This is a genomic window from Pseudoalteromonas sp. SK18 (genome assembly GCF_001974855.1).
Classification (GTDB): domain Bacteria; phylum Pseudomonadota; class Gammaproteobacteria; order Enterobacterales; family Alteromonadaceae; genus Pseudoalteromonas.
The window spans coordinates 144,876-170,880 of sequence record NZ_MTQB01000004.1 but is presented as its reverse complement, the minus strand read 5'-3'; the positions used below and the strand labels follow the sequence as shown (position 1 = coordinate 170,880).

27 protein-coding genes, 3 tRNA genes and 1 riboswitch are annotated in these 26,005 nt (G+C 41.6%); of the genes, 9 read left to right on the top strand and 21 right to left on the bottom strand.

Going from position 1 to position 26,005, the window contains the following annotated elements; genetic code table 11:
- The first annotated feature begins 96 nt into the window (after window positions 1–96).
- Window positions 97–1,455 carry a magnesium transporter gene (gene mgtE / locus BW139_RS05155; RefSeq protein ID WP_008115512.1) on the top strand — a complete coding sequence of 453 codons (1,359 nt, stop codon included), beginning with the start codon at window positions 97–99 and terminating at the stop codon, window positions 1,453–1,455.
- Window positions 1,456–1,524: 69 nt separating this feature from the next.
- Here mgtE and BW139_RS05150 read toward each other — a convergent pair whose 3' ends face one another.
- Window positions 1,525–3,708 carry a YgiQ family radical SAM protein gene (locus tag BW139_RS05150; RefSeq protein WP_076918905.1) on the bottom strand — a complete coding sequence of 728 codons (2,184 nt, stop codon included), beginning with the start codon at window positions 3,706–3,708 and terminating at the stop codon, window positions 1,525–1,527.
- A 300-nt stretch (window positions 3,709–4,008) separates the two neighbouring features.
- On the opposite strand from BW139_RS05150, the gene BW139_RS05145 reads away from it, so the two are divergent.
- The gene (locus tag BW139_RS05145) at window positions 4,009–4,557 is read left to right on the top strand and encodes an SRPBCC family protein (RefSeq protein WP_008465106.1); all 549 of its coding nucleotides are present in this window, start codon (window positions 4,009–4,011) and stop codon (window positions 4,555–4,557) included.
- Window positions 4,526–5,407 carry a TIGR03899 family protein gene (locus BW139_RS05140; RefSeq protein WP_076918904.1) on the top strand — a complete coding sequence of 294 codons (882 nt, stop codon included), beginning with the start codon at window positions 4,526–4,528 and terminating at the stop codon, window positions 5,405–5,407. The genes BW139_RS05145 and BW139_RS05140 overlap by 32 nt, the downstream gene beginning before the upstream one ends.
- A 42-nt stretch (window positions 5,408–5,449) precedes the next feature.
- On the opposite strand, the gene BW139_RS05135 is transcribed toward BW139_RS05140, so the two are convergent.
- From BW139_RS05135 to BW139_RS05100, 8 genes are all read right to left on the bottom strand, one after another.
- Entirely contained in the window at window positions 5,450–6,220 is a 771-nt protein-coding gene (locus BW139_RS05135) for a TIGR04219 family outer membrane beta-barrel protein (RefSeq protein ID WP_076918903.1), read from the bottom strand.
- 3 nt (window positions 6,221–6,223) lie between these two features.
- Entirely contained in the window at window positions 6,224–7,210 is a 987-nt protein-coding gene (locus tag BW139_RS05130; protein ID WP_076918902.1) for a DUF2333 family protein, read from the bottom strand.
- An 8-nt stretch (window positions 7,211–7,218) separates the two neighbouring features.
- Complete coding sequence (locus BW139_RS05125; RefSeq protein ID WP_076918901.1) at window positions 7,219–7,728, bottom strand: copper chaperone PCu(A)C; 510 nt, start codon at window positions 7,726–7,728, stop codon at window positions 7,219–7,221.
- A 78-nt stretch (window positions 7,729–7,806) separates the two neighbouring features.
- Window positions 7,807–8,133, bottom strand: coding sequence for a hypothetical protein (locus BW139_RS05120; protein ID WP_008115505.1), 327 nt, complete (start codon window positions 8,131–8,133; stop codon window positions 7,807–7,809).
- Between the two features lie 10 nt (window positions 8,134–8,143).
- A complete protein-coding gene (locus BW139_RS05115; protein WP_010390548.1) occupies window positions 8,144–8,350 on the bottom strand; it encodes a PspC domain-containing protein in 207 nt (68 codons plus the stop codon).
- 10 nt (window positions 8,351–8,360) lie between these two features.
- Entirely contained in the window at window positions 8,361–9,041 is a 681-nt protein-coding gene (locus BW139_RS05110; RefSeq protein WP_076918900.1) for a PspA/IM30 family protein, read from the bottom strand.
- Between the two features lie 261 nt (window positions 9,042–9,302).
- The gene (gene dusA, locus BW139_RS05105) at window positions 9,303–10,235 is read right to left on the bottom strand and encodes a tRNA dihydrouridine(20/20a) synthase DusA (RefSeq protein WP_036932963.1); all 933 of its coding nucleotides are present in this window, start codon (window positions 10,233–10,235) and stop codon (window positions 9,303–9,305) included.
- A gap of 123 nt (window positions 10,236–10,358) precedes the next feature.
- Window positions 10,359–10,979: a MarC family protein gene (locus BW139_RS05100; RefSeq protein ID WP_008115498.1), complete on the bottom strand. Its 621-nt coding sequence runs from the start codon at window positions 10,977–10,979 to the stop codon at window positions 10,359–10,361.
- Between the two features lie 92 nt (window positions 10,980–11,071).
- Here BW139_RS05100 and BW139_RS05095 point away from each other — a divergent pair, with 92 nt between their 5' ends.
- The 3 genes from BW139_RS05095 (at window position 11,072) to BW139_RS05085 (ending at window position 12,462) form a co-directional block, all read left to right on the top strand.
- Window positions 11,072–11,506 carry a transcriptional repressor gene (locus BW139_RS05095; RefSeq protein ID WP_008115496.1) on the top strand — a complete coding sequence of 145 codons (435 nt, stop codon included), beginning with the start codon at window positions 11,072–11,074 and terminating at the stop codon, window positions 11,504–11,506.
- A gap of 63 nt (window positions 11,507–11,569) precedes the next feature.
- On the top strand, window positions 11,570–12,037 hold the full coding sequence (locus tag BW139_RS05090) for a chemotaxis protein CheX (RefSeq protein WP_076918899.1): 468 nt from the start codon (window positions 11,570–11,572) through the stop codon (window positions 12,035–12,037).
- Entirely contained in the window at window positions 12,034–12,462 is a 429-nt protein-coding gene (locus BW139_RS05085; protein ID WP_076918898.1) for a secondary thiamine-phosphate synthase enzyme YjbQ, read from the top strand. Before BW139_RS05090 ends, BW139_RS05085 begins: the two co-directional genes overlap by 4 nt.
- Before the next feature lie 126 nt (window positions 12,463–12,588).
- Here the strand turns inward: BW139_RS05085 and BW139_RS05080 are convergent.
- From BW139_RS05080 to orn, 4 genes are all read right to left on the bottom strand, one after another.
- Window positions 12,589–12,664: transfer RNA gene (locus tag BW139_RS05080), tRNA-Gly, on the bottom strand.
- Between the two features lie 94 nt (window positions 12,665–12,758).
- A tRNA-Gly gene (locus BW139_RS05075) sits at window positions 12,759–12,834 on the bottom strand.
- Window positions 12,835–12,978: 144 nt separating this feature from the next.
- Window positions 12,979–13,054: transfer RNA gene (locus tag BW139_RS05070), tRNA-Gly, on the bottom strand.
- A gap of 273 nt (window positions 13,055–13,327) precedes the next feature.
- On the bottom strand, window positions 13,328–13,873 hold the full coding sequence (gene orn, locus BW139_RS05065; RefSeq protein ID WP_008465098.1) for an oligoribonuclease: 546 nt from the start codon (window positions 13,871–13,873) through the stop codon (window positions 13,328–13,330).
- Between the two features lie 122 nt (window positions 13,874–13,995).
- On the opposite strand from orn, the gene rsgA reads away from it, so the two are divergent.
- Both rsgA and asd read left to right on the top strand, forming a co-directional pair.
- The gene (gene rsgA / locus BW139_RS05060) at window positions 13,996–15,054 is read left to right on the top strand and encodes a small ribosomal subunit biogenesis GTPase RsgA (protein WP_055012291.1); all 1,059 of its coding nucleotides are present in this window, start codon (window positions 13,996–13,998) and stop codon (window positions 15,052–15,054) included.
- Window positions 15,055–15,068: 14 nt separating this feature from the next.
- Window positions 15,069–15,935, top strand: coding sequence for an archaetidylserine decarboxylase (gene asd, locus BW139_RS05055; RefSeq protein WP_008465096.1), 867 nt, complete (start codon window positions 15,069–15,071; stop codon window positions 15,933–15,935).
- 102 nt (window positions 15,936–16,037) lie between these two features.
- Here asd and BW139_RS05050 read toward each other — a convergent pair whose 3' ends face one another.
- The 8 genes from BW139_RS05050 to BW139_RS05015 form a co-directional block, all read right to left on the bottom strand.
- Entirely contained in the window at window positions 16,038–16,823 is a 786-nt protein-coding gene (locus tag BW139_RS05050; RefSeq protein ID WP_008465093.1) for a HesA/MoeB/ThiF family protein, read from the bottom strand.
- On the bottom strand, window positions 16,807–18,333 hold the full coding sequence (gene thiE, locus BW139_RS05045; RefSeq protein WP_076918897.1) for a thiamine phosphate synthase: 1,527 nt from the start codon (window positions 18,331–18,333) through the stop codon (window positions 16,807–16,809). The genes BW139_RS05050 and thiE overlap by 17 nt, the downstream gene beginning before the upstream one ends.
- A 21-nt stretch (window positions 18,334–18,354) precedes the next feature.
- A complete protein-coding gene (locus tag BW139_RS05040) occupies window positions 18,355–19,146 on the bottom strand; it encodes a thiazole synthase (RefSeq protein WP_075170503.1) in 792 nt (263 codons plus the stop codon).
- A 5-nt stretch (window positions 19,147–19,151) separates the two neighbouring features.
- A complete protein-coding gene (gene thiS, locus BW139_RS05035) occupies window positions 19,152–19,346 on the bottom strand; it encodes a sulfur carrier protein ThiS (RefSeq protein WP_076918896.1) in 195 nt (64 codons plus the stop codon).
- Between the two features lie 6 nt (window positions 19,347–19,352).
- Window positions 19,353–20,354, bottom strand: coding sequence for an FAD-dependent oxidoreductase (locus BW139_RS05030; protein ID WP_076918895.1), 1,002 nt, complete (start codon window positions 20,352–20,354; stop codon window positions 19,353–19,355).
- Window positions 20,355–20,470: 116 nt separating this feature from the next.
- Window positions 20,471–22,423 carry a phosphomethylpyrimidine synthase ThiC gene (gene thiC / locus BW139_RS05025; RefSeq protein ID WP_076918894.1) on the bottom strand — a complete coding sequence of 651 codons (1,953 nt, stop codon included), beginning with the start codon at window positions 22,421–22,423 and terminating at the stop codon, window positions 20,471–20,473.
- A 142-nt stretch (window positions 22,424–22,565) separates the two neighbouring features.
- A riboswitch (TPP riboswitch) is annotated at window positions 22,566–22,680 on the bottom strand.
- 103 nt (window positions 22,681–22,783) lie between these two features.
- Window positions 22,784–23,182 carry an META domain-containing protein gene (locus BW139_RS05020; RefSeq protein ID WP_303047075.1) on the bottom strand — a complete coding sequence of 133 codons (399 nt, stop codon included), beginning with the start codon at window positions 23,180–23,182 and terminating at the stop codon, window positions 22,784–22,786.
- Between the two features lie 113 nt (window positions 23,183–23,295).
- Entirely contained in the window at window positions 23,296–23,700 is a 405-nt protein-coding gene (locus BW139_RS05015; RefSeq protein WP_076918892.1) for a thioesterase family protein, read from the bottom strand.
- Window positions 23,701–23,803: 103 nt separating this feature from the next.
- Here BW139_RS05015 and BW139_RS05010 point away from each other — a divergent pair, with 103 nt between their 5' ends.
- Window positions 23,804–25,903 carry a TonB-dependent receptor gene (locus BW139_RS05010; protein ID WP_076918891.1) on the top strand — a complete coding sequence of 700 codons (2,100 nt, stop codon included), beginning with the start codon at window positions 23,804–23,806 and terminating at the stop codon, window positions 25,901–25,903.
- Window positions 25,904–26,005 lie beyond the last annotated feature (102 nt).

Below are 26,005 nucleotides of genomic sequence, written 5' to 3'. Positions count from 1 at the left end.
GGTTGAGGTAGTTTGCTCATATAAAGTAAGATAAACTAAAATTGAATAGCATTCATAACCCTTCCACTATGTAATAAAATTTAATTAAGGACGCCAATGCCTGAAGCTTTAGAACAAGATATTCCACTACAACAACTAAAACAGGTGACCAAGTCACTAAATAGTGGTCAATTTGTTCAAGTTAGGCGCATGCTAGCAAAAACGGCACCTTGTGATACCGCACTTCTTTTAGAATCATCTCCCCATAAAATTCGTCGCATGCTCTGGCAACTGGTTGATCCTGATGTACAGGGCGATGTACTTGAAGAGCTCTCTGAAGACGTACGTTTGGGTATTATTGCGCAAATGGCACCTGAGCACATTGCGGCTGCAACAGAAGACATGGGCCATGATGACTTAGGGGAAGTGCTACGTAGTCTGCCTGACACCGTTTATAAAGACGTTGTCAGCGCTATGGATATTCAAGATAGAGAACGTGCAACACAAGCTCTATCCTATCAGGAGCGCTCTGCTGGCGCCTTGATGAATATCGATACCGTAACTATTCGCCCTGATGTAACTCTAGATGTTGTACTACGTTATATTCGCTTACGCGGTGAGCTACCAGAAGGCACCGATGACTTATACGTTGTAGATAAACATAACTGTTTTTTAGGCGCCTTATCGCTAAGCACTTTATTAACTAATCCTCCAGAGAAAATTGTTCAGGATTTAATGGATGAAGAGTGTGAATCTATTCCTATTTCAATGGATGAAAGCGAAGTAGCGCAACTATTTGAACGGCATAACTGGATATCGGCACCAGTTGTCGATGACAACGCGCATTTGCTTGGTCGTATTACTATTGATGATATCGTTGATGTTATCCGTGAAGATGCAGAGCATAGCTTATTAAGCTTAGCGGGTCTTGATGATGAAGAAGATACCTTTGCGCCGGTCTTAAAAAGCTCTAAAAAGCGCTCAATTTGGCTAGGTGTAAACTTACTAACTGCATTGCTGGCTGCAATTGTGGCGAGCTTTTTTGAAAACACCTTAGCTATATTACCAATTCTTGCTGTGCTCAATGGCATTGTCCCGTCAATGGGTGGGGTTGCAGGCAGCCAAACCTTAACTTTGGTTATTCGCGGTATCGCGGTGGGCCATATCAACCAAACTAACCAACGTTTTTTATTATTAAAAGAACTCGCTATCGGCGCGATTAACGGTATGGTTTGGTCTATCCTAATTGCCGGTGTCGTTGCGCTTTGGCAATGGGATTTCAAACTCGGTGGTGTTTTAGCGTTTGCTATGTTTATGAATTTAGTTGCAGCAGGTATTGCGGGTGCTAGTATCCCACTATTGCTTAAAAAAATGAAAATAGATCCAGCACTGGCAGGCAGTGTGGTACTAACCACAGTAACTGATATTGTTGGTATATTTGCCTTTTTAGGCACTGCAACTTGGTTATTGATTTAGGCTTCAATCTTTTTATAAACAAAAACACCGCGTCAATACGCGGTGTTTTTGTTTAAGCCGATAATTACTTTACCTTGCGCGCTGGCGATTACCGCCCACCTTAGGTTTAGTGTTGGCTTTTTTAAACTGACTAAAGCCAGTATGACGAGTAAGCGCAGGGCGACCACCCTTGTTACCTTTACCGCCTTTGGCTTGCCTTTCATCTCTGCCTTCTTCTGGCACTAAACAATTTGGACCTTTACCAATGAGTTTAGCTTTGCCCATATTACGCAGGGCTTCACGGATCATTGGCCAACCGGCAGGATCATGGTAACGCAAAATCGCTTTATGCAAACGACGCTGGCGCGCGCCTTTTGGTACCGCAACTTGCTCAGTATTATTTTTAATATTACGCAGCGAGTTCATTTCAGTATGATAAATGGTGGTCGCATTAGCCATCGGTGATGGGTAAAAGTTTTGCACCTGATCAAGCTTAAAGTCATTCGATTTCAGCCACAAAGCCATATTCACCATGTCTTCGTCTTTAGTCCCTGGGTGAGCAGAAATAAAGTATGGAATTAAATACTGCTTTTTACCTGCTTCTTTAGAGTACTTATCAAATAGCGCTTTAAATTCATCATAGGCGCCCATACCCGGCTTCATCATTTTTGATAATGGGCCGTCTTCTGTGTGTTCTGGGGCTATTTTTAAATATCCACCAACATGATGAGTTACTAGCTCTTTAACGTAACGAGGATCACGTACAGCAAGGTCATAACGTACGCCCGAAGCAATTAAGATCTTTTTGATCCCTTTAACCTCACGCGCCTTTTTATATAAATCGATAGTCGGGGTATGGTCAGTATCCATATGCTTACAAATATCAGGATACACACACGACAAGCGGCGACAGGTACTCTCTGCTTTTTTACTGGTACAACGCAGTTTGTACATATTTGCGGTCGGTCCGCCTAAATCAGAAATAACCCCAGTAAAGCCCGGCACTTTATCTCTAATTTGCTCAATCTCTTCAATAATTGATTCTTGTGAGCGGCTTTGTATTATTCGCCCTTCATGCTCAGTAATAGAACAGAACGAACAGCCGCCAAAACAACCACGCATAATGTTTACCGACGTTTTAATCATATCGTAAGCAGGAATTTTATCGTCGCCATAACTTGGGTGCGGAATACGCTGATACGGTAAACCAAACACATCATCCATTTCTTGGGTTTCAAGTGGATAAGCTGGCGGATTCACCCAAATAGAGCGATCGCCATGACGCTGAAATAGCGCTCTTGCACAACCGGGGTTAGTTTCTTGGTGCAAAATACGCGATGCATGGGCATACAATGGTTTATTAACACTGACCTGCTCAAAAGCGGGTAGCTTAACGTAAGTTTTTTCCCATGGTTTAGGGCGCGCAGGCTGAATGGTAATTGGTTTTGCAGCTTCGGCTTTTAAATCAATACCCGCTTGCTTAAATTCTGATTTAGCACAACCCACATCATCCGCACCATAAGGATTAGGAATAGGATCTATTTTACCAATTTTATCAATAGCTGTTGAATCACTGCCGCGCCAACCGGGTAAAGGCTCCTTACGAATAACCGCCGTGCCTCTCACATCTTGTATGGTATCCATGGTTTCACCTGCAGCGATACGATGCGCCACTTCAACTAATGGACGTTCGGCATTACCATAAATTAAAATGTCACCCTTAGCGTCAAACAATACACTACGGCGTACTTTCTCTTGCCAATAATCGTAATGAGCAATACGACGCAAGCTGGCTTCAATGCCCCCTAACACCAGTGGCACATCTTTATAGGCTTCACGACAACGTTGTGAGTATATGATCACGGCACGGTCAGGGCGTTTACCACCTACATTTCCCGGTGTATAAGCATCATCGTGGCGCATACGTTTTTCAGCGGTGTAACGATTGATCATCGAATCCATGTTACCGGCTGTAATACCAAAAAATAAGTTAGGCTTACCCAATGCCATAAACGCATCTTTAGAGTTCCAATCAGGCTGAGCAATAATGCCCACTCTAAATCCTTGCGCTTCAAGCACACGGCCAATTACGGCCATCCCAAAACTAGGATGGTCTACATAAGCATCACCGCTAATAATAATAATATCGCAGCTATCCCAGCCAAGCGCGTCCATTTCTTCGCGTGTTGTTGGTAAAAATGGGGCTGTGCCATAACACTCAGCCCAATACTTAGGGTATGAGAATAAGGCGCGATCAGCTTTTAATGTGCTCATAAAATTGGCCGTTCAATAACAAAAGGCGCGAATTATACCCTATCGACATCCACGTTGATATAGCTCAAAATGTAAGGTGGTGATTAAAAACCGCCTACTTTTATAGCAATACTAAAACAAAAATATCATCTAAACTAATTACTGCTAATGTCTGCTTTTAGAATTGTTTTAAGCAGATAAAATAAACAAAAATCCGCAGCTCTAAGCTAAACTATTAAATAAGCTGTGATTATTAACAATTCATAGACGCTGTAATATTAAAACCAATGAGGCATACCTATTAAACTACTTAAACAATTAATGCAGTTTTCAGCCATCTTACTGTTGGCGTTTGTTGTTGTGGGGTTACTTTTACCACAAAACTATCACGTGCAAAAAAGCATTAAAATAAATGCCCGCCCTCCTGTTATAAAGTCATTAGTGGAAGATTTTACGCAGTGGTACAAATGGTCGCCGTGGCAGCAAATAGATCCCAACATTGAATTTAGTATTGGTGAACCAAGTTCTGGGGCAGGCGCCTATCAGTCTTGGCAAGGTAAGTGGGGCAATGGCGAAATGACAATATCATCATTGAGCGCCAATGAAGTTGTATTTAGTGTGTTATTTAATCAAGAACATATTATTACTAGCCGATTACTATTTAGCCCGCATACAAAAACCGTCACGTGGCATATTGAAGGGCAAGCAACGGTGCCACTCATTTCTGGCTATGTTGCTATATTTGCTGAAAATATATTAAGCAATATAGTCACTCTTGGGCTAAATAACCTAAAGACGGTAGCCCAGCTCAGTGATGCACAAGCAATAATGGAAAGTCATGACAGTCAAAACCGCACAAGCCAGAATTAAACTTGCCAATATTATTGAGTCACTGTTAGGTTACTCAGTCACAAAAGTGAGTAATACACCTGCAGCTGATGAAAAAACCTATAATACGCAGGGTAAAGCAAAGTCTCTTTATCGTATTAATAGCGAGCATTCAGTGTTAGCTCGAGCACAAAAAAGACAAGATCTACTGCTAATAAAACAACAACAAAATATCGAGACTATTTTAGCCTTAGCAATGGAATTTTGTCCTGATGTAGCCTGCGCTAAACAACCTGACGCCGATTGGGTGGAGCACTTTATTGCCTTATGTGAAGATACCTCAAACCAATCTATGCAAACATTATGGGCAAAAATTTTTACTGGCGAAACCATTAGCCCAGGTACCTTTTCTATAAAAAGCTTACAAACTCTCAAACACATGACCCAGCGCGAAGCTGATTCATTAAGAAAGTGTGTGTCTATTTCAGGGTATAACGAAAAAGACAGTAGTCACCTAATATTTTTAGGCTATTACAAAAAACCCTCGTTATTTGATTTATTAGGCAAGGGTAATAAAGTGTCATTAAGCATAGGTAAAAGCGGTGTGAGCTTTCCTGATGTATTAACCTTAATGGATTTAAATTTGTTATACCGTAAAGAGATTGAATCCGCTGCATTAAAAGCAGGACAAGAAATTACCCTCTCCTTTTTGACTCAAAAACTAACTTTAAAAGCAAAAAGTAACGACTTAGTATTGAGTTATTATAAGTTTACCCAAACCGGTGATGAACTGTTTAGACTGATGAATTACCCAATTAATAAAGTGTACAAACAGTTAATTGGTGCAGCATTTGAGGGGGAGTTTGAATTAGTATGGCACTCTTCAAAATAACTAAAAAAAGCCACACAAGGTGGCTTTTAGAAAAATCGTCGCTTAAAAATGAACTTGTATGCCCGCAAATGGGCCTGAAGCGTCAATATTAGTATTAATGTCATCTACATCATCAAGTTCTAAAACCATAGAGCGGTAGCCCGCTTTAACCGCAACATCAACGGCTAGGTTATCAATAAACTCCCAAGCAATACCCATTTGGTAATCTTGTACTTTGCTATCATCAATGGCTAAAAAGCTACCCTCAGCAAAAACACTTAAACCACTAAACGGTAAACCCGCTTCAAAACGGCCGTATGCTAAAGGCACCACACCTGAGAACTCTTCAATTTCAGTGAAGTTAGCGCCACCTTGTTGTGATGTACCTGTTACCACAAGCTCACCATCAAACTGCTTAGCATTAATACCTAAATCAATCGAGATTAAATCGTTATCAAAAATCTCGTAGTAAAGAATATAATCAATGTGCGATAAGTCAGTAACTGAATTAACATCAGTGCCAACAATATAATCAGAGCCATTAAAGCTAAATGTATCTTCAAGTCGCGTTGCACCGGTTAGTTCAAGCTCAGTGTATTTTAGCTTTAAGTTTGGCACTAATGGAACCGGATGTTCAAGTGCGGCGTAATAGCTAACAAAAGTCTCATCTTCAAAATTGAAGTTTTGTAGGGCGTTATTATTATCAGAAAAGCTACCGTCATTATCGGCTTTCCAACCATCAACCCCTACATACAAACCCAATACAGTGTCGGCTTGTGCTACAGGTGCTAAACATGCCATTGATAAGGCTGCTGCTATACAATACTTTTTCATTTTTTATCCTTGCGCTAATAATTCGCTAAGTTCAATCAGTGCCGCATTGGCTCTAGAGATATAATTTGCCATAACGAGTGAATGGTTGGCGACATAACCGAACCCGTTGCCGTTTAAAATCATTGGGCTCCAAACGGTTTCTTGGGTCGCTTCAAGCTCGCGTATAATTTGTTGTAAACTAACACGAGCGTTCTTTTTATCAAGTACTTCGGCAAAATCATATTCAACCGCTTGTAAAAAATGCAGTAAAGCCCAAGTAGCACCGCGTGACTCATAAAATACATCATCAATTTCCCACCACGATGTTTTTACTTGTTGTTGCAATGGCGTATAAGTGGCTTGAGTATTTGAAGAGTTGCCGGCTAAATCGGTATTTACCTTATCTTGACCTACACTCGCACTCAAACGTTGGCTTAGGCTACCTAAGCGTTTTTCTGCTTCTTTTAACCAACTGCGTAAATTATCTGCACGTGAGTAAAATTGGCTATCGCGCTCATGCTGATTCGCAATTTGAGAACGGTATACTAATAAGTAATCAATGCCCTTTTGATATTCGCCCTCAGCACTTGGCCATGCCCATGCTTCAGAGCTGATATTAAATTGTGGCTGTGCTTTTTTAAGCGCTTCGTGCTCAGTTGATTGTGACTGTGAACGACTAAAATCTTTTCGCATTGATAGTGCTAAATCACGCACCATTTCCAACGCGCCATACTCCCAAGCGGGCATGTTGTCCATTATTACGCTCGGTGGCAGTACATCATTTGATAAATAACCGCCTGACTTAGTTAAGAGGGTATCAGCGACGGTGATAAGCGTTGAAGTTGTTACATATCCTGTTACTGGTTTTTCACTGCGTTGCTGCGCTTGCTGCTTGGCATTTTGTACCACATCAAAACGTGCAGGCTCTATGCTCCAGTACACTGCAATAGCGTAAAATAAGACAAACAATAATACCAATGCCGTTATTATTTTTCCTTTATGCTGTGACATTTATCCCCCTAATGATGACTATGATCTTTCGATGCTTTTACCGGCTCAGCTTGCGATGCTAACGAAACTACTTTTGCATTAGTGAACACTCGATTCCCATCTTCAAAATATAGCGTGAGTTTGCGTTCTTGACCTACTTTTAACGGCCCTTGTGGTTCAAACACCATTAAATGATAGCTACCAGGCTTAAAATCGAGTTGCTGGTGAGCTTTAATAAGCAATGATTCTACTTTTTGCATTTTCATCATACCATCAGCGTGGACGTGCTCATGAATCTCAACACGACCTAAACCATCTATGGTCGCTCTTATGAGTGTTGCCGGTACATTACTGTGATTTTCAATACTAAAATAACCCACGCTCGCTTTAGTGGCAGGTAAAAACTCTCTTACTTGCGCATGCGTTACTTGTAATTGCGCAACGACACTATCGTGTTCATGTCCTTCATGCGCCAATAACGAAGACGAAAAAACACCCATCAATAATGCACTTGCACTTAAAATACATTGTTTAATCATCAGTAAAATCCTTGTTAAAACATAAAAATATAGTCCAAATTTATCATAATTCCCTAATATTAGGCAGCTAATTTAAGTTTAAGAAGCCACTTTTTTGTTATCTGCGATTAACCAGCATAACCCTGCCACAAACAATAATGGCCAAGCAATCATCAATGATCCGAATAAAAAGGCTAATATAGTTCCAGCCAGTGCCACCATCGCCGCGCCAACAAGCCCCATGGTTACCAAAGCAGCAATCGCAATAACAACAATAATGGCGACTAACGCCCCAATGAGCTCAATACCTGTCCAACTAATATCTGAAATCCACAGCGGAAATTGCCATACATCAAAATGAATTATCGAACCGCTATTAATTAAAAATAATGTAACAATAAGTAGGCATACGGCGAAAGTTTTCATGCTGATCTCCTTACACTGCTTTTTCTTCAAGACAACAGTGTGCGATTAAATAACCTAGCGCCACTGCAAACGGAAAACTTAAAAATAATAAAACGGTGACTAAGCGAGTAGACCATACCGGAAAGTCTAATCGATAAGCTAACCCACTACAGACACCCGATATTTTTTTGTTAAGTGTATTTTTATACCAACGACGATGTGTATTAAAATTATTCATAACAATCTCCTTAGGCTGTTTGTTTATCAGCGGTGTTTAAACTCGCTTTTAAACTTGCCAGTTCTGCATCGATTTTTTCGTTTTTAACCAGTGACTCAATTTGCATTGCCGTATTGCTCGCTGTATCTGTCAGTTCATACGCTTCAACTTGCGATTCAACACTCTCAACGCGGCGCTCAATTTGCTCAAATCGTGATAAAGCAGTGGCCACTTTATCGCTCTGCAGCTGAGTATTTATCTTTGCTCTTGCCTCAACCACATTTTCACGCTTTACAAGTTGTGCTTGCTTAGCTTTAGCCTGCGTCATTTTTTGCTGTAGGCGCTCACACTCCTCTGTGATTTTTACAATTGATTGCTGCAATGTCTCAAGCTGTGTTTGTAAGCATTCTATGTTTTTTTCAACTGTGTGTTTTTCAGCTAATGCTGATTTAGCTAAATCGTCACGATTTTTTGCAATGGCATGTTCGGCCTTTAATTGCCAATTTGTGAGCGCTTGTTGTTTATTGCTTATTTGACGCTTGATATTCTTTTCTTCACATAATAGTGCTGCCGCGGTGCTACGACACTCATTAAGTGCCTCCTGCATTTCGGTTAGCATCAAATTAAGTAGTTTTTCTGAATCTTCAGCTTTATCAAGCATAGCTACGATATTTGCTTGAATGACGTCGTTTACGCGATTAAATATACCCATGTTATTCTCCTGATGATTTTTTATTTATACATCAACAGGATTCCAAGAGTTATGCCAATAACTTAACATTCTTTTATTTTCATTAAATATCAATAATTTAAATCATTTTTGGCGGGTAAGTTAATGACTAGTCACTGAATGAAATTAAGTCGAATTGGCTAATAAATTACATTTTTGACTAAAATTTGGGATCAAAAAAAGCCACCTGAGGTGACTTTTTCTATACAGAGGATCTGTTACGCCAATTGCATTAAATTGGCATTACTCGGGTACGTAGCTTAGTGCCTTATCCATAACACTTAAATCAGCTTGCTTGCCATGACCATTTTCAGATAAGTGGCGTCTAAAACCACGCGCACCAGGTTGCCCCTGAAAAATACCCAACATATGGCGAGCAACATGCCAAAAATTAGCCCCTAAACGCATCTCTTCTTCAATGTAATCATACATAGAGCGTACAACATCATGTCGAGACTGAGTGTTAGCTGCATCACCATAAATTTTTTCATCTACTTCATTAAGCATAAATGGATTACTGTAAGCCTCTCGGCCAACCATAACCCCGTCTATGTACTGTAAATGCTCAAGGCTTTGCTCAATGGTTTTAACACCACCATTAATACTTAAATCAAGTTGTGGGTAATCTTTTTTAAGCTGGTAAACGCGGGGGTAGTTAAGCTCAGGAACTTCGCGATTTTCTTTCGGGCTCAACCCTTTTAGCCATGCCTTACGGGCATGAATAATAAAGTCATCGCAGCCAACTTTATGTGAAGCCTCTATCAAAGCACATAAAAACTCATAAGAATCTTGCTCATCAATACCAATACGAGTTTTAACCGTAACCGGAATATTCACTTCACTTTTCATTGCAGCAACACACTCTGCAACTAAATTAGGCTCAGCCATTAAACAGGCACCAAAACGTCCATTTTGCACACGATCTGACGGACAACCTACATTAAGGTTTATTTCATCATAACCACGCTCACCAGCAAGCTTGGCACACTGCGCTAGCGCTTGCGGATCGGATCCTCCTAATTGCAATGCCACAGGACCTTCGTGCTGATTAAAATGCAAGTAGTCACCGCGGCCGAATAAAATAGCGCCAGTAGTGATCATTTCAGTATAGAGCACGGTGTGTTTTGTCATTTTACGATGAAACGTACGACAGTGGCGATCAGTCCAATCAAGCATGGGTGCAACGGAAAAGCGTCGATTTAAAGTACGTTTATCCAAAATGTGATCCTCAAGAATTTATAATTTAAGCACAGCTTAAAAGGCGCTGCATTTTACACAAAAGCCCTATGCGCAGCAATATTAAGCAAACACTTGCAAGCCAAAGTATTGCGCAATACCGTTTAAAATATTAGTTACTGCGACTGAGCTTAAAATTAACCCCATAATTCGACTAATAATACTCGCCCCACTGTCGCCTATTATTTTGTGCACATGTGTAGCAAGTAATAATAAAATTAGTACCACCACTAAAACAGCTAACATCATTGATGAGGTAATCATTTGCTCAACCCAGGTATACTCCTCATTGCGCGTCATTAATACCGCACCTAACATGGCACCGGGACTGGCTATTGAAGGAATAGCGAGCGGAAAAATAGCGGTCTCAGTGCTGTCTCTAACACTTTTAATTTCAGCTTCGGGCTTACTTTCACCAAAGGTCATGGAGAGCGCAAAAATTAATAAAATTAAACCACCTGCTATTTGAAATGCCGAGAGCGGAATCTCAATCACATTCAGTAATTGCTCGCCAGCAACTACAAAAAATAACAGCACTAAAGCAGACACACCCACGGCCTTAAAAATCACTTTACGCTTGAACTTGTCGTCATCTCCACGAGTTACGGCGATAAAAACCGGGATTGTGCCAATTGGATCGATAACCGCAAAAAAGAAAATAAATATAGCTAATAGTTCATGCATTAATGAGTACCTTTGGACAAAATCAATTAATAAAACGCTGCAACTACAATACAGTATGTTAGTATATCACGGCAGCGTAAGGATGAGAGAAGATGAATATAGAATCACTCGTAAGTAAAGCAAAACAAGTATGCGACAACCGTGGTGCGCGATTCACACCAATTCGCGAGAAGGTATTTCGTTTATTAGCCAGTGCCCAAGGCGGTGTCGGTGCATACGATTTACTTGAACAATTAAAAGTCACTGAAACAGGTGCTAAACCTGCAACAATTTATCGTGCTTTAGACTTTTTAGCCGAACTCGGTTTTATTCATAAAATTGAAAGCACCAATGCATTTATGCTGTGTCATCATTTTGATCATATTCATCCTGTTCAGCTATTAATTTGTGATAGCTGCGGTTTTGTTAAAGAGCTGCATTCAACAGTAATTTCACATGAGCTCAATAACTTAGCAGCTGAAAGCGGCTTTGTCGTTTCAGGGCAAACAATAGAAGCGCATGGTAAATGTGACTCTTGTCGAGCATAGCTCAGCGACTATAGCTATACTTTACGTATAACCTTTATCAGTACCAATTTAAGGATATCTAACATGAATGTAGAGTTCATTAATCCCTTTTTATCTTCTTTGATGAATGTATTGAGCACTATGGCTCAAACTCAATTAAAACCAGGCAAGCCGCGTATTAAAACCGATGAGATAGCCTGTGGTGATGTATCGGGATTAATTGGTATGGTCGGTCCGCAAACTCGTGGTTCATTTTCAATTACCTTCGACGAGAGTTTAGCACTGACTATTATGGAACGTATGTTAGGTGAGCGACCAGACAGTATAAATGAAGAAGTCACTGACATGGTCGGCGAAATAACCAATATGGTTACCGGTGGAGCTAAGAATTTATTAGGTGAAAAAGGCTATGAGTTTGCCATGGCAACTCCCATCGTTGTCTCTGGTACAAACCACACCATTACGCATAAAAGTGACGGCAAAAAAATTCTTATGCCATTTACCAGTGACGCAGGTAATGCAAATATCGAAGTGAGTTTCGATAAGCTATGAGCTGGTCGCAAACTACGATTACATTAAAGCCTCGCTCGCGGGGCTTTCATTTAATTGATAACGACATACTTACTCACCTCCCACAACTGAGCCAGCTTAAAGTTGGTTTATTACACTTATTTATTCAACACACCTCAGCCAGCTTAACTATTAACGAAAACGCGGATCCTACCGTGCGTATGGATATGGAAAGCCACTTTAATCAGTTTGTTCCAGAGCGCCAGCCTTATTATCGCCATAACTATGAGGGCGATGATGATATGCCTGCCCATATAAAAACCAGTACCTTAGGTTGTGAGTTAACTATACCGATTAGTGATGGTCAGTTAGCACTGGGAACTTGGCAAGGGATATACTTAGGTGAGCACCGTGTTCATGGCGGTTCAAGACGCATTATTGCAACTTTGCAAGGCGAAAAGTTTTAGGTTTTCAACATAGATCATTCGCACACATTGAACATTTCAAAAAGTTACATAAATTAAATTTATAATGATTCGCGTGTGGGTTATTGTTTGCTATTTGAGAATGAATATCTGGAAAGTAAATAAGATTGGAGCGGTACACGAGGCTCGAACTCGTGACCTCGACCTTGGCAAGGTCGCGCTCTACCAACTGAGCTAGTACCGCATTTAATTCTAGGTTCTAGGTTCTAGGTTCTAGGTTCTAGGTTCTATCAATTTTAACCTTTTATCTTGAACTACAATTTCTTTTGGTGAGAAATTGGAGCGGCACACGAGGCTCGAACTCGTGACCTCGACCTTGGCAAGGTCGCGCTCTACCAACTGAGCTAGTGCCGCATTCTAGGTTCTAGGTTCTAGGTTCTAGGTTCTAGGTTCTAGGTTCTAGGTTCTAGGTTCTAGGTTCTGTCAAAATTAAACCTTGTACCTTTCGCCTTTCATCTTGAATCTTTATTTCTACTACAATTTCTTTTGGTGAGAAATTGGAGCGGCACACGAGGCTCGAACTCGTGACCTCGACCTTGGCAAGGTCGCGCTCTACCAACTGAGCTAGTGCCGCATTCAAAATAGTCAGTAATTTGTCCGTTGGTGCGCGACAAGTCGCGTCCTACATTCTGGCAACTGAGCTAGTGCCGCTTTCTAGGTTCTAGGTTCTAGGTTCTAGGTTCTAGGTTCTAGGTTCTAGGTTCTAGGTTCTATCAATATTAAACCTTGTTCCTTTAACCTTTCATCTTGAATCTTTAACTTAAGCTCAAACACACTAACCCCGCGGGGGTTATCGTCTTGAGCGGGGCAGGATTCTACAATAATTAGGGGGCTTTGCAAGTATTTTTTATAAATTAAAAAACTTTTCTCGGTAAACCTTTAATTCCATAATCGAATCTTTAATGTCATCTAACGCTAAATGCGACCCTTTTTTATTCACTTGAGCCAGCACATCTGGTTTCCAACGACGAGCAAGTTCTTTAATGGTACTGACATCTAAATTACGGTAATGAAAAAAGTCTTCAAGCTCGCGCATATACTTATTCATAAAGCGACGATCTTGGCCTATCGAGTTACCACACATAGGTGAAGCACCCGCTGGCACCCATTGCTTTAAAAACGCAAGTGTTTGTTCCACGGCATAAGCTTCATTAAACGTGCTTGCCTTACAGCGTGCCGTTAGTCCAGATTTGCCATGCTGAGTTGTACACCACTCATCCATACCATCAAGTAGTTCATCACTTTGATGAATGGCAATCGTTGGGCCTTCGGCTAATATATTCAGATCAGCATCAGTGACAACAGTTGCAATTTCAAGTATTTTGTCAGTCTCTGGTTCAAGTCCGGTCATTTCCAGATCGAGCCAAATTAAATTTGATTTATTAATAGTCATAATTACCTTAAACGGTGCTTTTCTTTAGATCCAACGCATTTCGATATATCATATTAGCATCAACCGTCGAGCTAAAGCTTTTTTTAGCAAACTCGGCATTTAACTCAGGTTATAGGCCTCAAGTGGCAAAACAGAAAAAATTAAGTAAAGGCCAATCCCGTAGGATCAAGGCCAATCATCAAAAGCGTTTATCGAATGCCGATAAAAAACCGGCAAAAGTCGGCGCGCAAGAGTGGCAAACAGATAATTTAGGTCAAGTGGAAAATGCGATTGTTATTAGCCGCTTTGGGCAACATGCCGACGTAGAAACCCAAAATGGCGATGTTCTTCGCTGTAATATTCGCCGTACCGTATCAAATTTAGTATGTGGCGATGAGGTATTATTTCGTCGTGCAAAAGTAAGTGAAGGCGATTTAGCAGGTGTTATTGAAGCAACTCAAGAACGTCGTTCACAGTTAACGCGCCCTGATTTTTACGACGGTGTAAAAGTGATTGCCGCGAATATAGATCAAATTTTAATGGTTTCAGCTGTACTGCCAGAGTTTACACCAAGCATTATCGACCGCTATTTAATTGCCTGCGAAGACATGGGCATTGAGCCGATTTTAGTACTTAATAAAATTGATTTAATTGATGAAACTGGCTTAAACGAAATACAACAAATACTCGATATTTACCGTAAACTTAATTACCAGGTGCTGCTAGTTAGTAATATAACCGGCGAAGGCATTAATGAATTAAAAGAAGTACTTGTAGGCAAAAACAATATTTTTGTTGGCCAAAGTGGTGTGGGTAAATCTACCTTAGTAAACACTGTGCTGCCGGATGCTGAAATTTTGACTAAAGAAGTGTCTGAAAACAGCGGTCTAGGCCAGCACACCACGACAGTATCGCGTCTGCATCATTTACCAAGTGGCGGTAACTTAATAGATTCACCGGGTATTCGTGAGTTTGGTTTATGGCATTTAGATGTTGAACGAGTCACGTGGTGCTTTAAAGAATTTAGAGAGTTTATAGGTGGATGCCGTTTTAGGGACTGTAAACACTTAAACGATCCTGGCTGTATAATTCAGCAAGCAGTCGCTGATGGCGATATCTCAAAGTTACGTTTTGAAAGCTATCATCGTATTTTAGAAACCATGGCCGATGGCCGTGCCGGCGCGCGTGCGCCTCGCGTATAATTAGGGAAAAACCTGTGAGTTTAGATAAATTTAAAATCGCCATGCAATATGCTATGCCAAAGCACTTTATTTCTCGTGTAGTAGGTAAGCTTGCAGCTGCAAAAGCGGGCGCATTAACCACAACATTAATTAAATTATTCATTAAACAATACAAAATAAATATGAGTGAGGCTAAATATTCTGATCCAGCTCACTATAAAACCTTTAATGAATTTTTTACCCGCCCATTAAAAGACGGTGCTCGTCCTATGGTTGAAGATGACGATATTATTATTCACCCTGTTGACGGCGCAATCAGTCAACTTGGCGATATTGTTGACGGCCAACTAATCCAAGCTAAAGGCCATGATTACAGCTTACAAGCGTTGCTAGGTGGCTCACAAGACGACACAACGCCGTTTTTAGGCGGTAAATTTGCAACTATTTACTTGGCACCAAAAGACTACCACCGTATTCATATGCCAATTGATGGCACGTTAAGCAAAATGATTTACGTACCGGGCGATTTATTTTCAGTAAATCCACTTACCGCGCAAAACGTACCGAATTTATTTGCCCGTAACGAACGTGTAGTAGCAATTTTTGAAACTGAAATTGGCCCGCTTGCTATGGTCCTTGTAGGCGCAACCATTGTTGCTAGCATAGAAACTATTTGGGCTGGCACAGTCACTCCACCAGCTGGCAGTGATGTGTTTAGCTGGAATTACCCCACTAAAGGCGAAAACGCGATTAACCTTAAAAAAGGGGAAGAAATGGGTCGCTTTAAATTAGGCTCAACAGTTGTGCTTGCATGGGGTGCAGATAAAGCCGATATTTTTGATGATCAACGCCCTGAAACAGTCACCCGTTTAGGCACTGCGTTTGCAAAAATTGATGATTAATAAATAGTACCAGTTGTCTGGTTGAGATTAAAAAACACCGTGTTTATTTTCTATAATCACGGTGTTTTTGTAGACGTAGAGCTTGCGACGTTAAAAGCGAAGCTACTCTTTACTCATACTGCTACACTCTCTACACGCTAAATTTTTAGCCATCTTAAAATGCTGTTGCTTTAAGCTTAATGCGTCAAAGGTTATAAACACACTCCCCCCAAAATGACCTAACAACATATTAAGAGTTAGCTGTGCCTGCATAGAGCCAATTACCCCAAGTAAGGGACTAATAACGCCCGCATTGTCGCAATTAACAACAGGGTTAGCATCACTGTGTGGAAATACGCAGCCATAGCAAGGGCTATCTGTTTGCCTAAAGTCAAAGCCCATTAATTGCCCTTGAGTTGCTAGCGCTGCTGCAGAAATTAATGGTATTTTGTTGTTTACGCAAAAACGATTGACGGTGTAACGAGTCGCAAAGTTATCAGAGCAATCAAGTACAATATCGGCGTTATTTAATAGTGCATCACTGTTAGCAGCGCTCAACTTTTGCGAGTGAGTCACTATGTTTATTTGATTATTAAGGCTCGCAAGCACCTTTCCTGCTGCATTTACTTTTTGCTGCCCTAAGTGATTCACTTTATAAAGTATTTGCCGCTGTAAATTAGATAGTTCAACGGCATCGTCATCAATTAATATTAGTGTGCCAATGCCAGCCGCTGCTAAATAAAGTAGCGCAGGACTTCCTAGCCCGCCTGCACCTACCACAGCAACGGTTGCCTCTTTAAGTGTTAACTGCCCTTCAAGCCCCACTTCTTTTAATAATAAGTGACGGCTATAGCGCAGAGTTTCTTTGTCGCTCAGTTGCTGCGCTTGCATGTTAGCAGGCATTCTCATTTATCACCGATTTTAAGGTATTGATTGCCTCTACATAATCATCAGCCTCGGTAATAGCACGTACCACGGCCACACTGCCCACGCCCGTTTTAGCAACCTCTTGCGCCCTGTCTAAATCAATTCCGCCAATAGCCACTGTAGGATAGCTTTGCATTAGTGGCACAAACCGAGTTAGCTTTTCAAGCCCTTGAATTTGGCCTGTCATGTCTTTGGTGGTGGTAGGGTAAATCGCGCCAAAGGCCATGTAACTTGGGCGGTAATTGTGCGCCCGAAGCATTTCATAAAAGCCATGGGTAGAAAGCCCAAGTCGCAGGCCTGCTTCTTTTATAGCTGCTAAATTGGCGTTCTCTATGTCTTCTTGTCCTAAATGCACACCATAGGCGCCATGTTTAATTGCCAGCTGCCAGTAATCGTTAATAAACACATGCGCACTGTATTGCTGACCCAAAGCGACCGCGCTTGCGACTAATTGTTCCAGCTCATCTTCGCTTTTATTTTTAACTCTTAACTGCGCTGTTTTAATACCATTTTGTAAGCATTTTTCTAACCACTCTACACTATCGACTACCGCATAAGCGCCAAGCGCTTTGCTTTCACACGCAGCAAAGTCAGCTGCCATATTAAAATCAAGCGGTACATCAAAATCTAGCTCATCACCCAACCAACTACCCGCTTCAATCACTTGAGGGTAATGCGCTAGGTCAGTCGGAAACGACGTTTGTGCAACCGGCCCTATCCCCTCGCCATAGCGAACTGATTGCTTTAAACCTTGGTTTATATAGGCTTTAGCTAAAATAAACGCATCTTTTAACGGATAGTCCTTTGCAAGGCATGCAGCAATAACAGACGCCATACTACAGCCAGTGCCATGATTGTGCGGAACCTGAATTTTTTCATTACCCAACCAGTACTCTTCATTACCTTGTGAGCAGTAATCAATACAGTAACCACTTGGGTAATCCCAATGCCCACCTTTTATAACCACCGCTTTGGCACCCCATGCCATTAGTTTGCTTGCTGCTTCTTTAATTGCTGCGGGGCCAATTAAATACACACCTGTTAATAACTGTGTTTCATGGGTATTAGGGGTAATTACATCCACCAGCGGTAATAGGCATTCTTTAATCGCGCTTACAGTGTCTTCTTCTGTTAGTAAGTCACCGCTTGAGGCAATAGCCACTGGGTCATACACAATCACTGGCGGGGTTGGCCACTTCGCTTTGTAATGGCTAATATGCTCACTGATCAATTGAATTTGCTGCACGTTAGCTAACATACCAATTTTAATTACTTTGGCTTTCATGTCTTTTTCGAGTGCCAATAACTGCGACTCAATCACATCAGTAGAGACGGCATTAATCGCCTCAACACCTAAACTATTTTGTGCTGTTAGTGCGGTAATCGCAGTACAACCGTGCACACCAAAGCTTTGCATTGCTTTAATATCAGCTTGAATACCTGCGCCACCGCCGGAGTCTGAGCCCGCAATCGTCCATACTACATTGTTCATAATGACCTACTTCCTAATTTTTTACGTTTGATGCCAAAATGGCATACCCATTGTGGGGGTTGATGGGGCCGCAACGTCTTTTTCTGGCATTGCTTTGGCGTTATAAGCAAAGCGCCCTGCTTCAACAGCTGCTTTAAATGCACGTCCCATGGTAATAGGGCAACCCGCACCCGCTATGGCTGAATTTAATAATACCGCATCATACCCTAATTCTAAGGCTTGGCAGGCATGCGATGGTAAACCTAACCCAGCATCAACAATTAATGTGCTGTTAGGTAAACGCTCCCGTATCGCCTTTAAGTTATAACTATTTAATAATCCCTTACCGGTACCAATTGGCGCGCCCCATGGCATTAGCACCTCGCAGCCTAATTCATCTAAACGTTGGCAAAGCACTAAGTCATCGGTGCAGTAAGGCAGTACTTTAAACCCATCTTTAATTAAAATCTCAGTGGCTTCAAGCAGAGCAAAAGGATCTGGCTGTAAGTTATAGTCATCGCCAATTAATTCCAGCTTTATCCAATCGGTAGCAAATACTTCTCGACACATTTTAGCTAAATTAATGGCCTCTTTAACACTGTGGCATCCTGCTGTGTTAGGTAAAACTTTGAGCCCTGTATTCTTTATAAGTTGCCAAAAATCATCTCCTGCAGCTGCGCTTTGCTGGCGACGTAGAGACACTGTAACAATATTCGCTCCTGAAGCATTAATTGCTTTAGTCATCGTCGCGGGAGATGGGTAAAGCGCAGAACCAATCAGTAATCTGCTTGAAAATTGCTCGCCATAAATAGTTATATTATCGGGAGGTAACATAATGGTTACCCTCCTTGAATCGGAGATAACACATCAATGCAATCGCCATCATTGAGTATGTAGTTAGCATGTTGTTCTTGAGGTATAAACTGGCCATTAATGGCCACTGCAAACGGTGCTTTAGCACCATACTCAATTAAACACTGTTTTAGTTCGCTACTTGTTAGGGTGAGCGCTTTACCATTAATTATTATATCCATTATTCCTCACTCTATTCTGGCAACAGCATCAGCAACTAAACTCGGCGCGAGCATGTAGCCATGGCGGTATAATCCATTAATACTAATTACCTGCCCCAGTTGTGTAACTTGTGGGCAGTTATCGCTAAACGCAGGGCGAAGCCCAGTTTGAATATTTAACAGTCGAGCCTCGGCAAAACCGCTGTGCACTGTATAAGCGGCTGAAAGTAACTCCAACGTTGAACGTACCGTTGCCGCCCCATTATCTTGAGACTCAATTTCGGTGGCACCAATCACATATTCATGATTCGGCTTAGGTGCTATATAAATAGGATAACGCGGGTGCATTAACCGCACCGGTCGAGATAAATTAACCTCGGGAGCATAGAGTCTTGCCACTTCCCCGCGCACACCTCGAAGTGGCTGATCTTGTTTGGCTCCAAGCCCTCGACAATCAATAATGTAATCAAACTCTCGATTATTCACTTTGTTTTCAAAGATGCTGGCACGCTGATTAAACACAAACTTTACTTTGCGTTTATTAAGCAATCTAAAGCTGGCTTTGTAAAAGGCTTGGTTATCTATTTGCGCTTCACCGGGCAAAAATAGGCCTTGGCTAAATCGACCAGCCAGCTCAGGTTCTAGTTGCTCAATTTGCTGCGCATTGACTGCTTCAGCACTAAAATTTAGTAACGGCTTTATTCGCTGCGCAAAACTTTGTAAGTCGCCTTTATCCTGCGGGTGAGCAACGACTAGGGTGCCTTGTTGTTGAAAAAACACCTCACTATTTAATTGATCTAAAATAGCAGGCCAACGCGCAATAGAATCCACTCCCATTAAAGCCAATTCACGTTCGCACATAACAGACTCAGCTAGGGGGGCTAGCATCGCGGCTGCCACTTTACCGGCACTGTTCTGAGTATGTTCATCATCGGCTTCAAATACGGTAACACGATGTTGCTTACTTAACTCAAGCGCGGCCAACCGCCCTGCTAAACCAAAGCCCACCACAGCAATGTTATAGAACATAAACACTCCTAAATGTAGCTCATAGCCACCAGCTTTCAGCTGTCAGTAAAGCAACTCTTGCCTCTACGCTGATTACTTTATCGCTGATAGCTGACAGCTAATAACTGAAAGCTGTGCTACAGCGCTTTATGGTAAATCTCTGAGCCTGTTTGCTTAAACTCTTCAGATTTGGCTTTCATCTCGGCCTCAACATCAACCATTTTGATTTCAATGGCATCACCCACGTTATTAGGATCAATACCGCGCGCTTCTAGATCTTTGGCGTAGTCGCGTACTTCTTGGGTTATTTTCATGGAACAAAATTTAGGGCCACACATAGAACAAAAATGCGCCACTTTGCCTGATTCTTGCGGTAATGTTTCATCATGATATTCACGGGCACGAACCGGGTCTAAACCAATGTTAAATTGGTCATGCCATCTAAACTCAAAGCGCGCTTTTGATAGCGCGTTATCTCGCTCCTGTGCACCTGGGTGGCCTTTGGCTAAATCGGCCGCATGGGCGGCAATTTTGTAAGTAATCAGGCCTTCTTTTACATCTTCTTTATTAGGTAACCCTAAGTGCTCTTTAGGTGTTACGTAGCACAACATCGCACAGCCATACCAAGCAATCTGCGCTGCACCAATACCCGAGGTAATATGATCATACCCAGGGGCAATATCGGTGGTCAGTGGACCTAAAGTATAAAACGGGGCTTCGTCACAATGCTTAAGCTGTTCATCCATATTCGCTTTGATCATATGCATAGGCACGTGTCCTGGGCCTTCAATAAACACTTGTACATCGTGCTTCCAAGCTATTTTAGTCAGCTCTCCTAAGGTACGAAGTTCACTAAATTGTGCCTCGTCGTTCGCATCGGCAATTGAGCCCGGGCGCAAACCATCACCGAGTGAAAAGCACACATCGTATTGCTTTAAAATTTCACAAATATCTTCAAAGTGTGTGTATAAGAAGTTTTCTTTGTGGTGTGCTAAACACCATTTAGCCATAATTGAGCCACCACGTGACACAATACCGGTTACGCGTTTTGCTGTCATTGGCACATAACGCAGCAGCACACCAGCATGAATGGTAAAGTAATCAACGCCTTGTTCTGCTTGTTCAATCAGGGTGTCGCGAAATATTTCCCAGGTGAGGTCTTCTGCTACGCCATTTACTTTTTCAAGTGCTTGGTAAATTGGAACCGTACCAATAGGGACTGGCGAATTACGCACCAGCCATTCACGGGTTTCGTGAATGTAACGCCCTGTTGATAAATCCATTACGGTGTCGGCACCCCAGCGGGTTGACCACACCATTTTTTCTACTTCTTCTTCGATAGATGAACCCACTGATGAATTACCAATATTGGCGTTAACTTTAACTAAAAAGTTACGACCAACAATCATAGGTTCAGTTTCTGGATGGTTTATATTATTAGGTAAAATAGCGCGCCCACGAGCAATTTCATCGCGAACAAATTCAGGAGTAATAAACTCAGGAATACTCGCGCCAAACGACTCCCCTTTATGCTGCGCAGCTAGTAACTCTTCACGTATTTGCGCACGCCCCATGTTTTCACGTATCGCAACATATTCCATTTCTGGGGTAACAATCCCTTGGCGAGCATAATGCATTTGGGTGACATTTTTATCCGTTTTTGCACGGCGTATTTTTGGAAGGTGTTCAAAGCGAATATGATCTAGCCCGTCGTCAGCCATACGCTGCTGTGCAAACTGTGAGGTTACCGACTCGAGTACTTCGGTATCATTACGGCTCTCAATCCATTGTTCACGGTATTTATTAAGCCCCTTACGTACATCTAATTTAAACTCAGGATCGGTATACGGGCCTGATGTATCGTAAACACGCAGCGGCGCATTTGGCTCATACACTGGGTTTTGCTCATCACCACCAATAAAAGTATCGCTCAATGTGATTTCACGCATACCCACACGTACGCCTTGCTGGCTACCTGCAACGTATACTTTATGGGAGCTTGGAAACGGTTGACCGGTTAAGTTATAAATATAATCTGATGCAGCCGCACGAGTTTCACGGCGAGTAGCTTTATTTGTTGTATTTGACATGACTTACCTCATTGCTAAAGGGTTGTCTTGTCAGATATTCCGCTAAGGAATAGAGAAAGATCGTAAAGTAGCAACTTTGCTACTTTGCGGCCTAAAATGGAGGTTGCTTTTTTGTGCGCATAAAAAAAGACGCACAAGCGTCCTAGTTAGGCAGCTTGTTCCCTACGCAGGTATTAACCTGATCAGGTTCACGGATCCCGCTTTCGCGATCTCAGCCATAAACTAATAAATTAGCTTTGGCACTCCGACAAGTATTGATATATAAATTTTGTTCGTTGATTTAAGAGCACGGCTCTTTAAATCTGGCTTGAGTGTACGCCAGTTAAAAAATGCCTGCAAGGGGCAAACTTAAACTCACTATTACTTAGCAATAAACAAATAGGTATGTTTACCCTGCATAACAAGTTGCTGCGACTGGATTTGTATCATCGCGCCTTGTTTAAGCGTTTGCAATAACTGCTGTTCGAATGCATCAAGCTCTTGGCCACACGATTTACGTGTCATGCCAAGCTTGCTAACGCTAAGCTGGTTATCTTCTAATTGGCCTTCACCAAAAAACTTATTACAACCAGCAAAACCATTAACCTGTAATGCATCAATAAAGCTCATTGAAGCACTAAAAGAAGGCGATATTGCTAGTCCATCTACACGAGATAACTGCCATTGAGTATGTTTTAGTTGCTCGTTAGTCACTGTCCCTGTTGATACGCAACCTACACATAGACCGATGACAAGCATCGATATTGCTACTAATTTCATACTATTACTAATCTAATCTAATCTTTAATTACGGTAATAGTACCAATATTTATAGGGTTTATCCGTTAAAAATGCGTATTTTTAATGTAAATGTTTTCACAAATCGAGGTTAATTAGCCAGCTGTTTCCATTTTGAATACACTTTCTATTTGCGGCGGTAAAAATGGTCGCCCTTGTGCGTTTACTGAGGTACCAATAACTAAGGCATTAAGCATTACTTTTTCGTCTTGTTTGCGGATAATAGTTTGCTTAAAAGCAAATTTTAAACGGCTGATCCGCTGCGGCTCTACTACAACATAAAATGCATCGCCTGGCTTTAAAGACTGCTTGTAATCCATTTCACTACGGATCACAACAAGGTTTACTTTGTCTTTGGCTAATTGAGCAAAATCAATTCCTTGAGCGTATAGGAATTCATGTCTGGCGTGTTCAAGGTAATTAAAGTACACACTGTTATTTACTATGCCCTGTAAGTCGCATTCATAGTCGCGTACCTTAAAGTCTACTTTAAAGGTCATATTAGTAATCCCAATTATTTAACGTATAATTGCCGCGTTTTATAGCACAAGTGTTGAAATAATTGCTACCATACAAGTCCCTAAAATGGAGTTAAGTAACCTAATGAACTTACGTTTGTCTTTAATTACAGCCACGTTATTACCCTTATTCGCTGCCCCTATCTATGCTAACGCAGATGACACCGAACTAGAGAAAATCATTGTTACCGGTGACTTTCAGCAAGAAAGCATTCAAACATTAAGTGCCAGTGCCAGCTTATTTTCTGAAAATGAAATGAATCAACGTGGTGCAACGTATTTAGACGAAATGTTAGCCAGTGCTGCCAATGTAAACTTTGCTGCAGGTGCGTCTCGCGGGCGCTATATTCAAATTCGCGGTGTCGGTTTACGCTCGCAGTTTGTTGACCCAATAAACCCATCTGTAGGTTTGGTGATTGATGGCATTAATTATTCAGGCTTAGGGGGCAGTTCATTATTATTTGATATTGACCAAGTAGAAATTTACCGCGGCCCTCAAGGTACACGTTTTGGTGCAGATGGCATGGCGGGCATGATCCAAATGCAATCAGCCAATGCAACCAGCGATCCTAGCTTAAAGTTACATATAGGTGCAGGCACTTATAACAGCCACGAAGCAGGCCTTGCTGCTAGTACCGGTTTAACAGATGACACCAGTGCCCGCGTTAGCTACTTTCGCAGAAAGTCTGACGGCTACGTAGACAACCTTTATTTAGATAAACCCACTCAAGATCAAGATGAGCAAGTTGCACGCTTTAAATTAAACAGCCAGCTTACAGCTCATTTAAATTCAGAACTTAACCTGCATTATATTGATATTAATAACGGCTATGATGCATTTACCCTTGATAATTCTCGCAACAGCCTTGCTGATCAACCAGGCGAAGATAATCAACAAAGTTATGCTATTGGCCTGAATAATACTTACACTGGTTTTGATGCCTTTGATGTGAACTTAAACCTTTCAGCCATTGATACAGAACTATTTTATAGTTTTGATGAAGACTGGGTATGTAACGATTCAAGTAAGCCGCAATTATGTGCCGCCGGGTTACATCCTGATGGCTATAGCTCAACAGATATTTATAGTCGCGATCGTGATGATCAAGCGCTCGATCTGCAGTTTACTGGTAAAGCTGGTAACTGGGTGGCGGGTATTTACTATCAAAACCGAGATGTGGATTTAGAGCGTCAATATACGTGGTTAGCCAATCCGTTTGCGTCAACCTATGAAACCAATAACATTGCAGCTTATGGCCAGTTAGCCACTAAAATAGGCCCAAAAACTACGCTTATTACTGGTTTACGAATTGAGCAATATCAAGGTGATTACACCGATAGTAACGGCTTTATTGAAGAAACTGACGATATTATGCTCGGTGGTAAAATTGCACTTGAATACCAAGTTATTGACCGCACCATGATTTATACCAGTATCACCCGCGGTTACAAAGCCGGTGGTATTAATTCAGAAGCGCTAGCAAAAGCAAAAGATGAAGGTTTAAGCTTAGATGCTGATTTTTTCAAACAGCATACCAGCTTTGACCCAGAGTACTTATGGAGTGGTGAGTTTGGTGTTAAAGGCTCATCGCTAGATGACAAGTTTACCCTGCGTTTAGCTGCTTTTTATATGCATCGCGATAATATTCAATTAAAGTCGTGGCAAGTATCAGATCAACAATTTACCGGTTATGTCGCCAATGCCAGCTCTGGCAGCAACTACGGTCTTGAAATTGAAGGCAGCTACTTACTTACTGATAATTTACTCATTAGCGGTAGCGCTGGCTATTTAGATACGAAAATAAACGACTTTGTCACTAAATCGGGCTTAAACCAAGATGGCCGCGAGCAAGCACAAGCACCTAAATATCAATACGCATTTAGTGCACGCTACAATGTTACTGATGAGCTATATGCTATGTTAGGTATTGAAGGAAAAGACGATTATTACTTCTCAGACAGCCATAATGCACAAGCTCCGAATACAAACTTAGTAAATGCGAGCCTTGGTTACGAGGCTGAAAGCTGGGCTGTTCGTGCATGGGCACGTAATGTGTTTGATGAAACCGTTCCAACTCGCGGTTTTGAATTTGGTAACAACCCGTTAGATGGTTATACAAGCCAAACTTACATTCAACTAGGTGAGCCACGTGTGGCCGGCGTTACGTTTACGCTTAATCTGTAATACAGCGAACCAGTTGTCAGTTGTCAGTTGTCAGTTGTCAGTTGTCAGTTGTCAGTTGTCAGTTGTCAGTTGTCAGTTGTCAGTTGTCAGATAGAGATTAGA

Excerpts from the sequence above, each read along its gene's own strand:
- mgtE (WP_008115512.1), top strand. The coding sequence starts at position 97 with ATGCCTGAAGCTTTAGAACAAGATATTCCACTACAACAACTAAAACAG.
- BW139_RS05150 (WP_076918905.1), bottom strand. The coding sequence starts at position 3,708 with ATGAGCACATTAAAAGCTGATCGCGCCTTATTCTCATACCCTAAGTAT.
- BW139_RS05145 (WP_008465106.1), top strand. The coding sequence starts at position 4,009 with ATGCAGTTTTCAGCCATCTTACTGTTGGCGTTTGTTGTTGTGGGGTTA.
- BW139_RS05140 (WP_076918904.1), top strand. The coding sequence starts at position 4,526 with ATGACAGTCAAAACCGCACAAGCCAGAATTAAACTTGCCAATATTATT.
- BW139_RS05135 (WP_076918903.1), bottom strand. The coding sequence starts at position 6,220 with ATGAAAAAGTATTGTATAGCAGCAGCCTTATCAATGGCATGTTTAGCA.
- BW139_RS05130 (WP_076918902.1), bottom strand. The coding sequence starts at position 7,210 with ATGTCACAGCATAAAGGAAAAATAATAACGGCATTGGTATTATTGTTT.
- BW139_RS05125 (WP_076918901.1), bottom strand. The coding sequence starts at position 7,728 with ATGATTAAACAATGTATTTTAAGTGCAAGTGCATTATTGATGGGTGTT.
- BW139_RS05120 (WP_008115505.1), bottom strand. The coding sequence starts at position 8,133 with ATGAAAACTTTCGCCGTATGCCTACTTATTGTTACATTATTTTTAATT.
- BW139_RS05115 (WP_010390548.1), bottom strand. The coding sequence starts at position 8,350 with ATGAATAATTTTAATACACATCGTCGTTGGTATAAAAATACACTTAAC.
- BW139_RS05110 (WP_076918900.1), bottom strand. The coding sequence starts at position 9,041 with ATGGGTATATTTAATCGCGTAAACGACGTCATTCAAGCAAATATCGTA.
- dusA (WP_036932963.1), bottom strand. The coding sequence starts at position 10,235 with ATGCTTGATTGGACTGATCGCCACTGTCGTACGTTTCATCGTAAAATG.
- BW139_RS05100 (WP_008115498.1), bottom strand. The coding sequence starts at position 10,979 with ATGCATGAACTATTAGCTATATTTATTTTCTTTTTTGCGGTTATCGAT.
- BW139_RS05095 (WP_008115496.1), top strand. The coding sequence starts at position 11,072 with ATGAATATAGAATCACTCGTAAGTAAAGCAAAACAAGTATGCGACAAC.
- BW139_RS05090 (WP_076918899.1), top strand. The coding sequence starts at position 11,570 with ATGAATGTAGAGTTCATTAATCCCTTTTTATCTTCTTTGATGAATGTA.
- BW139_RS05085 (WP_076918898.1), top strand. The coding sequence starts at position 12,034 with ATGAGCTGGTCGCAAACTACGATTACATTAAAGCCTCGCTCGCGGGGC.
- orn (WP_008465098.1), bottom strand. The coding sequence starts at position 13,873 with ATGACTATTAATAAATCAAATTTAATTTGGCTCGATCTGGAAATGACC.
- BW139_RS05050 (WP_008465093.1), bottom strand. The coding sequence starts at position 16,823 with ATGAGAATGCCTGCTAACATGCAAGCGCAGCAACTGAGCGACAAAGAA.
- thiE (WP_076918897.1), bottom strand. The coding sequence starts at position 18,333 with ATGAACAATGTAGTATGGACGATTGCGGGCTCAGACTCCGGCGGTGGC.
- BW139_RS05040 (WP_075170503.1), bottom strand. The coding sequence starts at position 19,146 with ATGTTACCTCCCGATAATATAACTATTTATGGCGAGCAATTTTCAAGC.
- thiS (WP_076918896.1), bottom strand. The coding sequence starts at position 19,346 with ATGGATATAATAATTAATGGTAAAGCGCTCACCCTAACAAGTAGCGAA.
- BW139_RS05030 (WP_076918895.1), bottom strand. The coding sequence starts at position 20,354 with ATGTTCTATAACATTGCTGTGGTGGGCTTTGGTTTAGCAGGGCGGTTG.
- thiC (WP_076918894.1), bottom strand. The coding sequence starts at position 22,423 with ATGTCAAATACAACAAATAAAGCTACTCGCCGTGAAACTCGTGCGGCT.
- BW139_RS05020 (WP_303047075.1), bottom strand. The coding sequence starts at position 23,182 with ATGAAATTAGTAGCAATATCGATGCTTGTCATCGGTCTATGTGTAGGT.
- BW139_RS05015 (WP_076918892.1), bottom strand. The coding sequence starts at position 23,700 with ATGACCTTTAAAGTAGACTTTAAGGTACGCGACTATGAATGCGACTTA.
- BW139_RS05010 (WP_076918891.1), top strand. The coding sequence starts at position 23,804 with ATGAACTTACGTTTGTCTTTAATTACAGCCACGTTATTACCCTTATTC.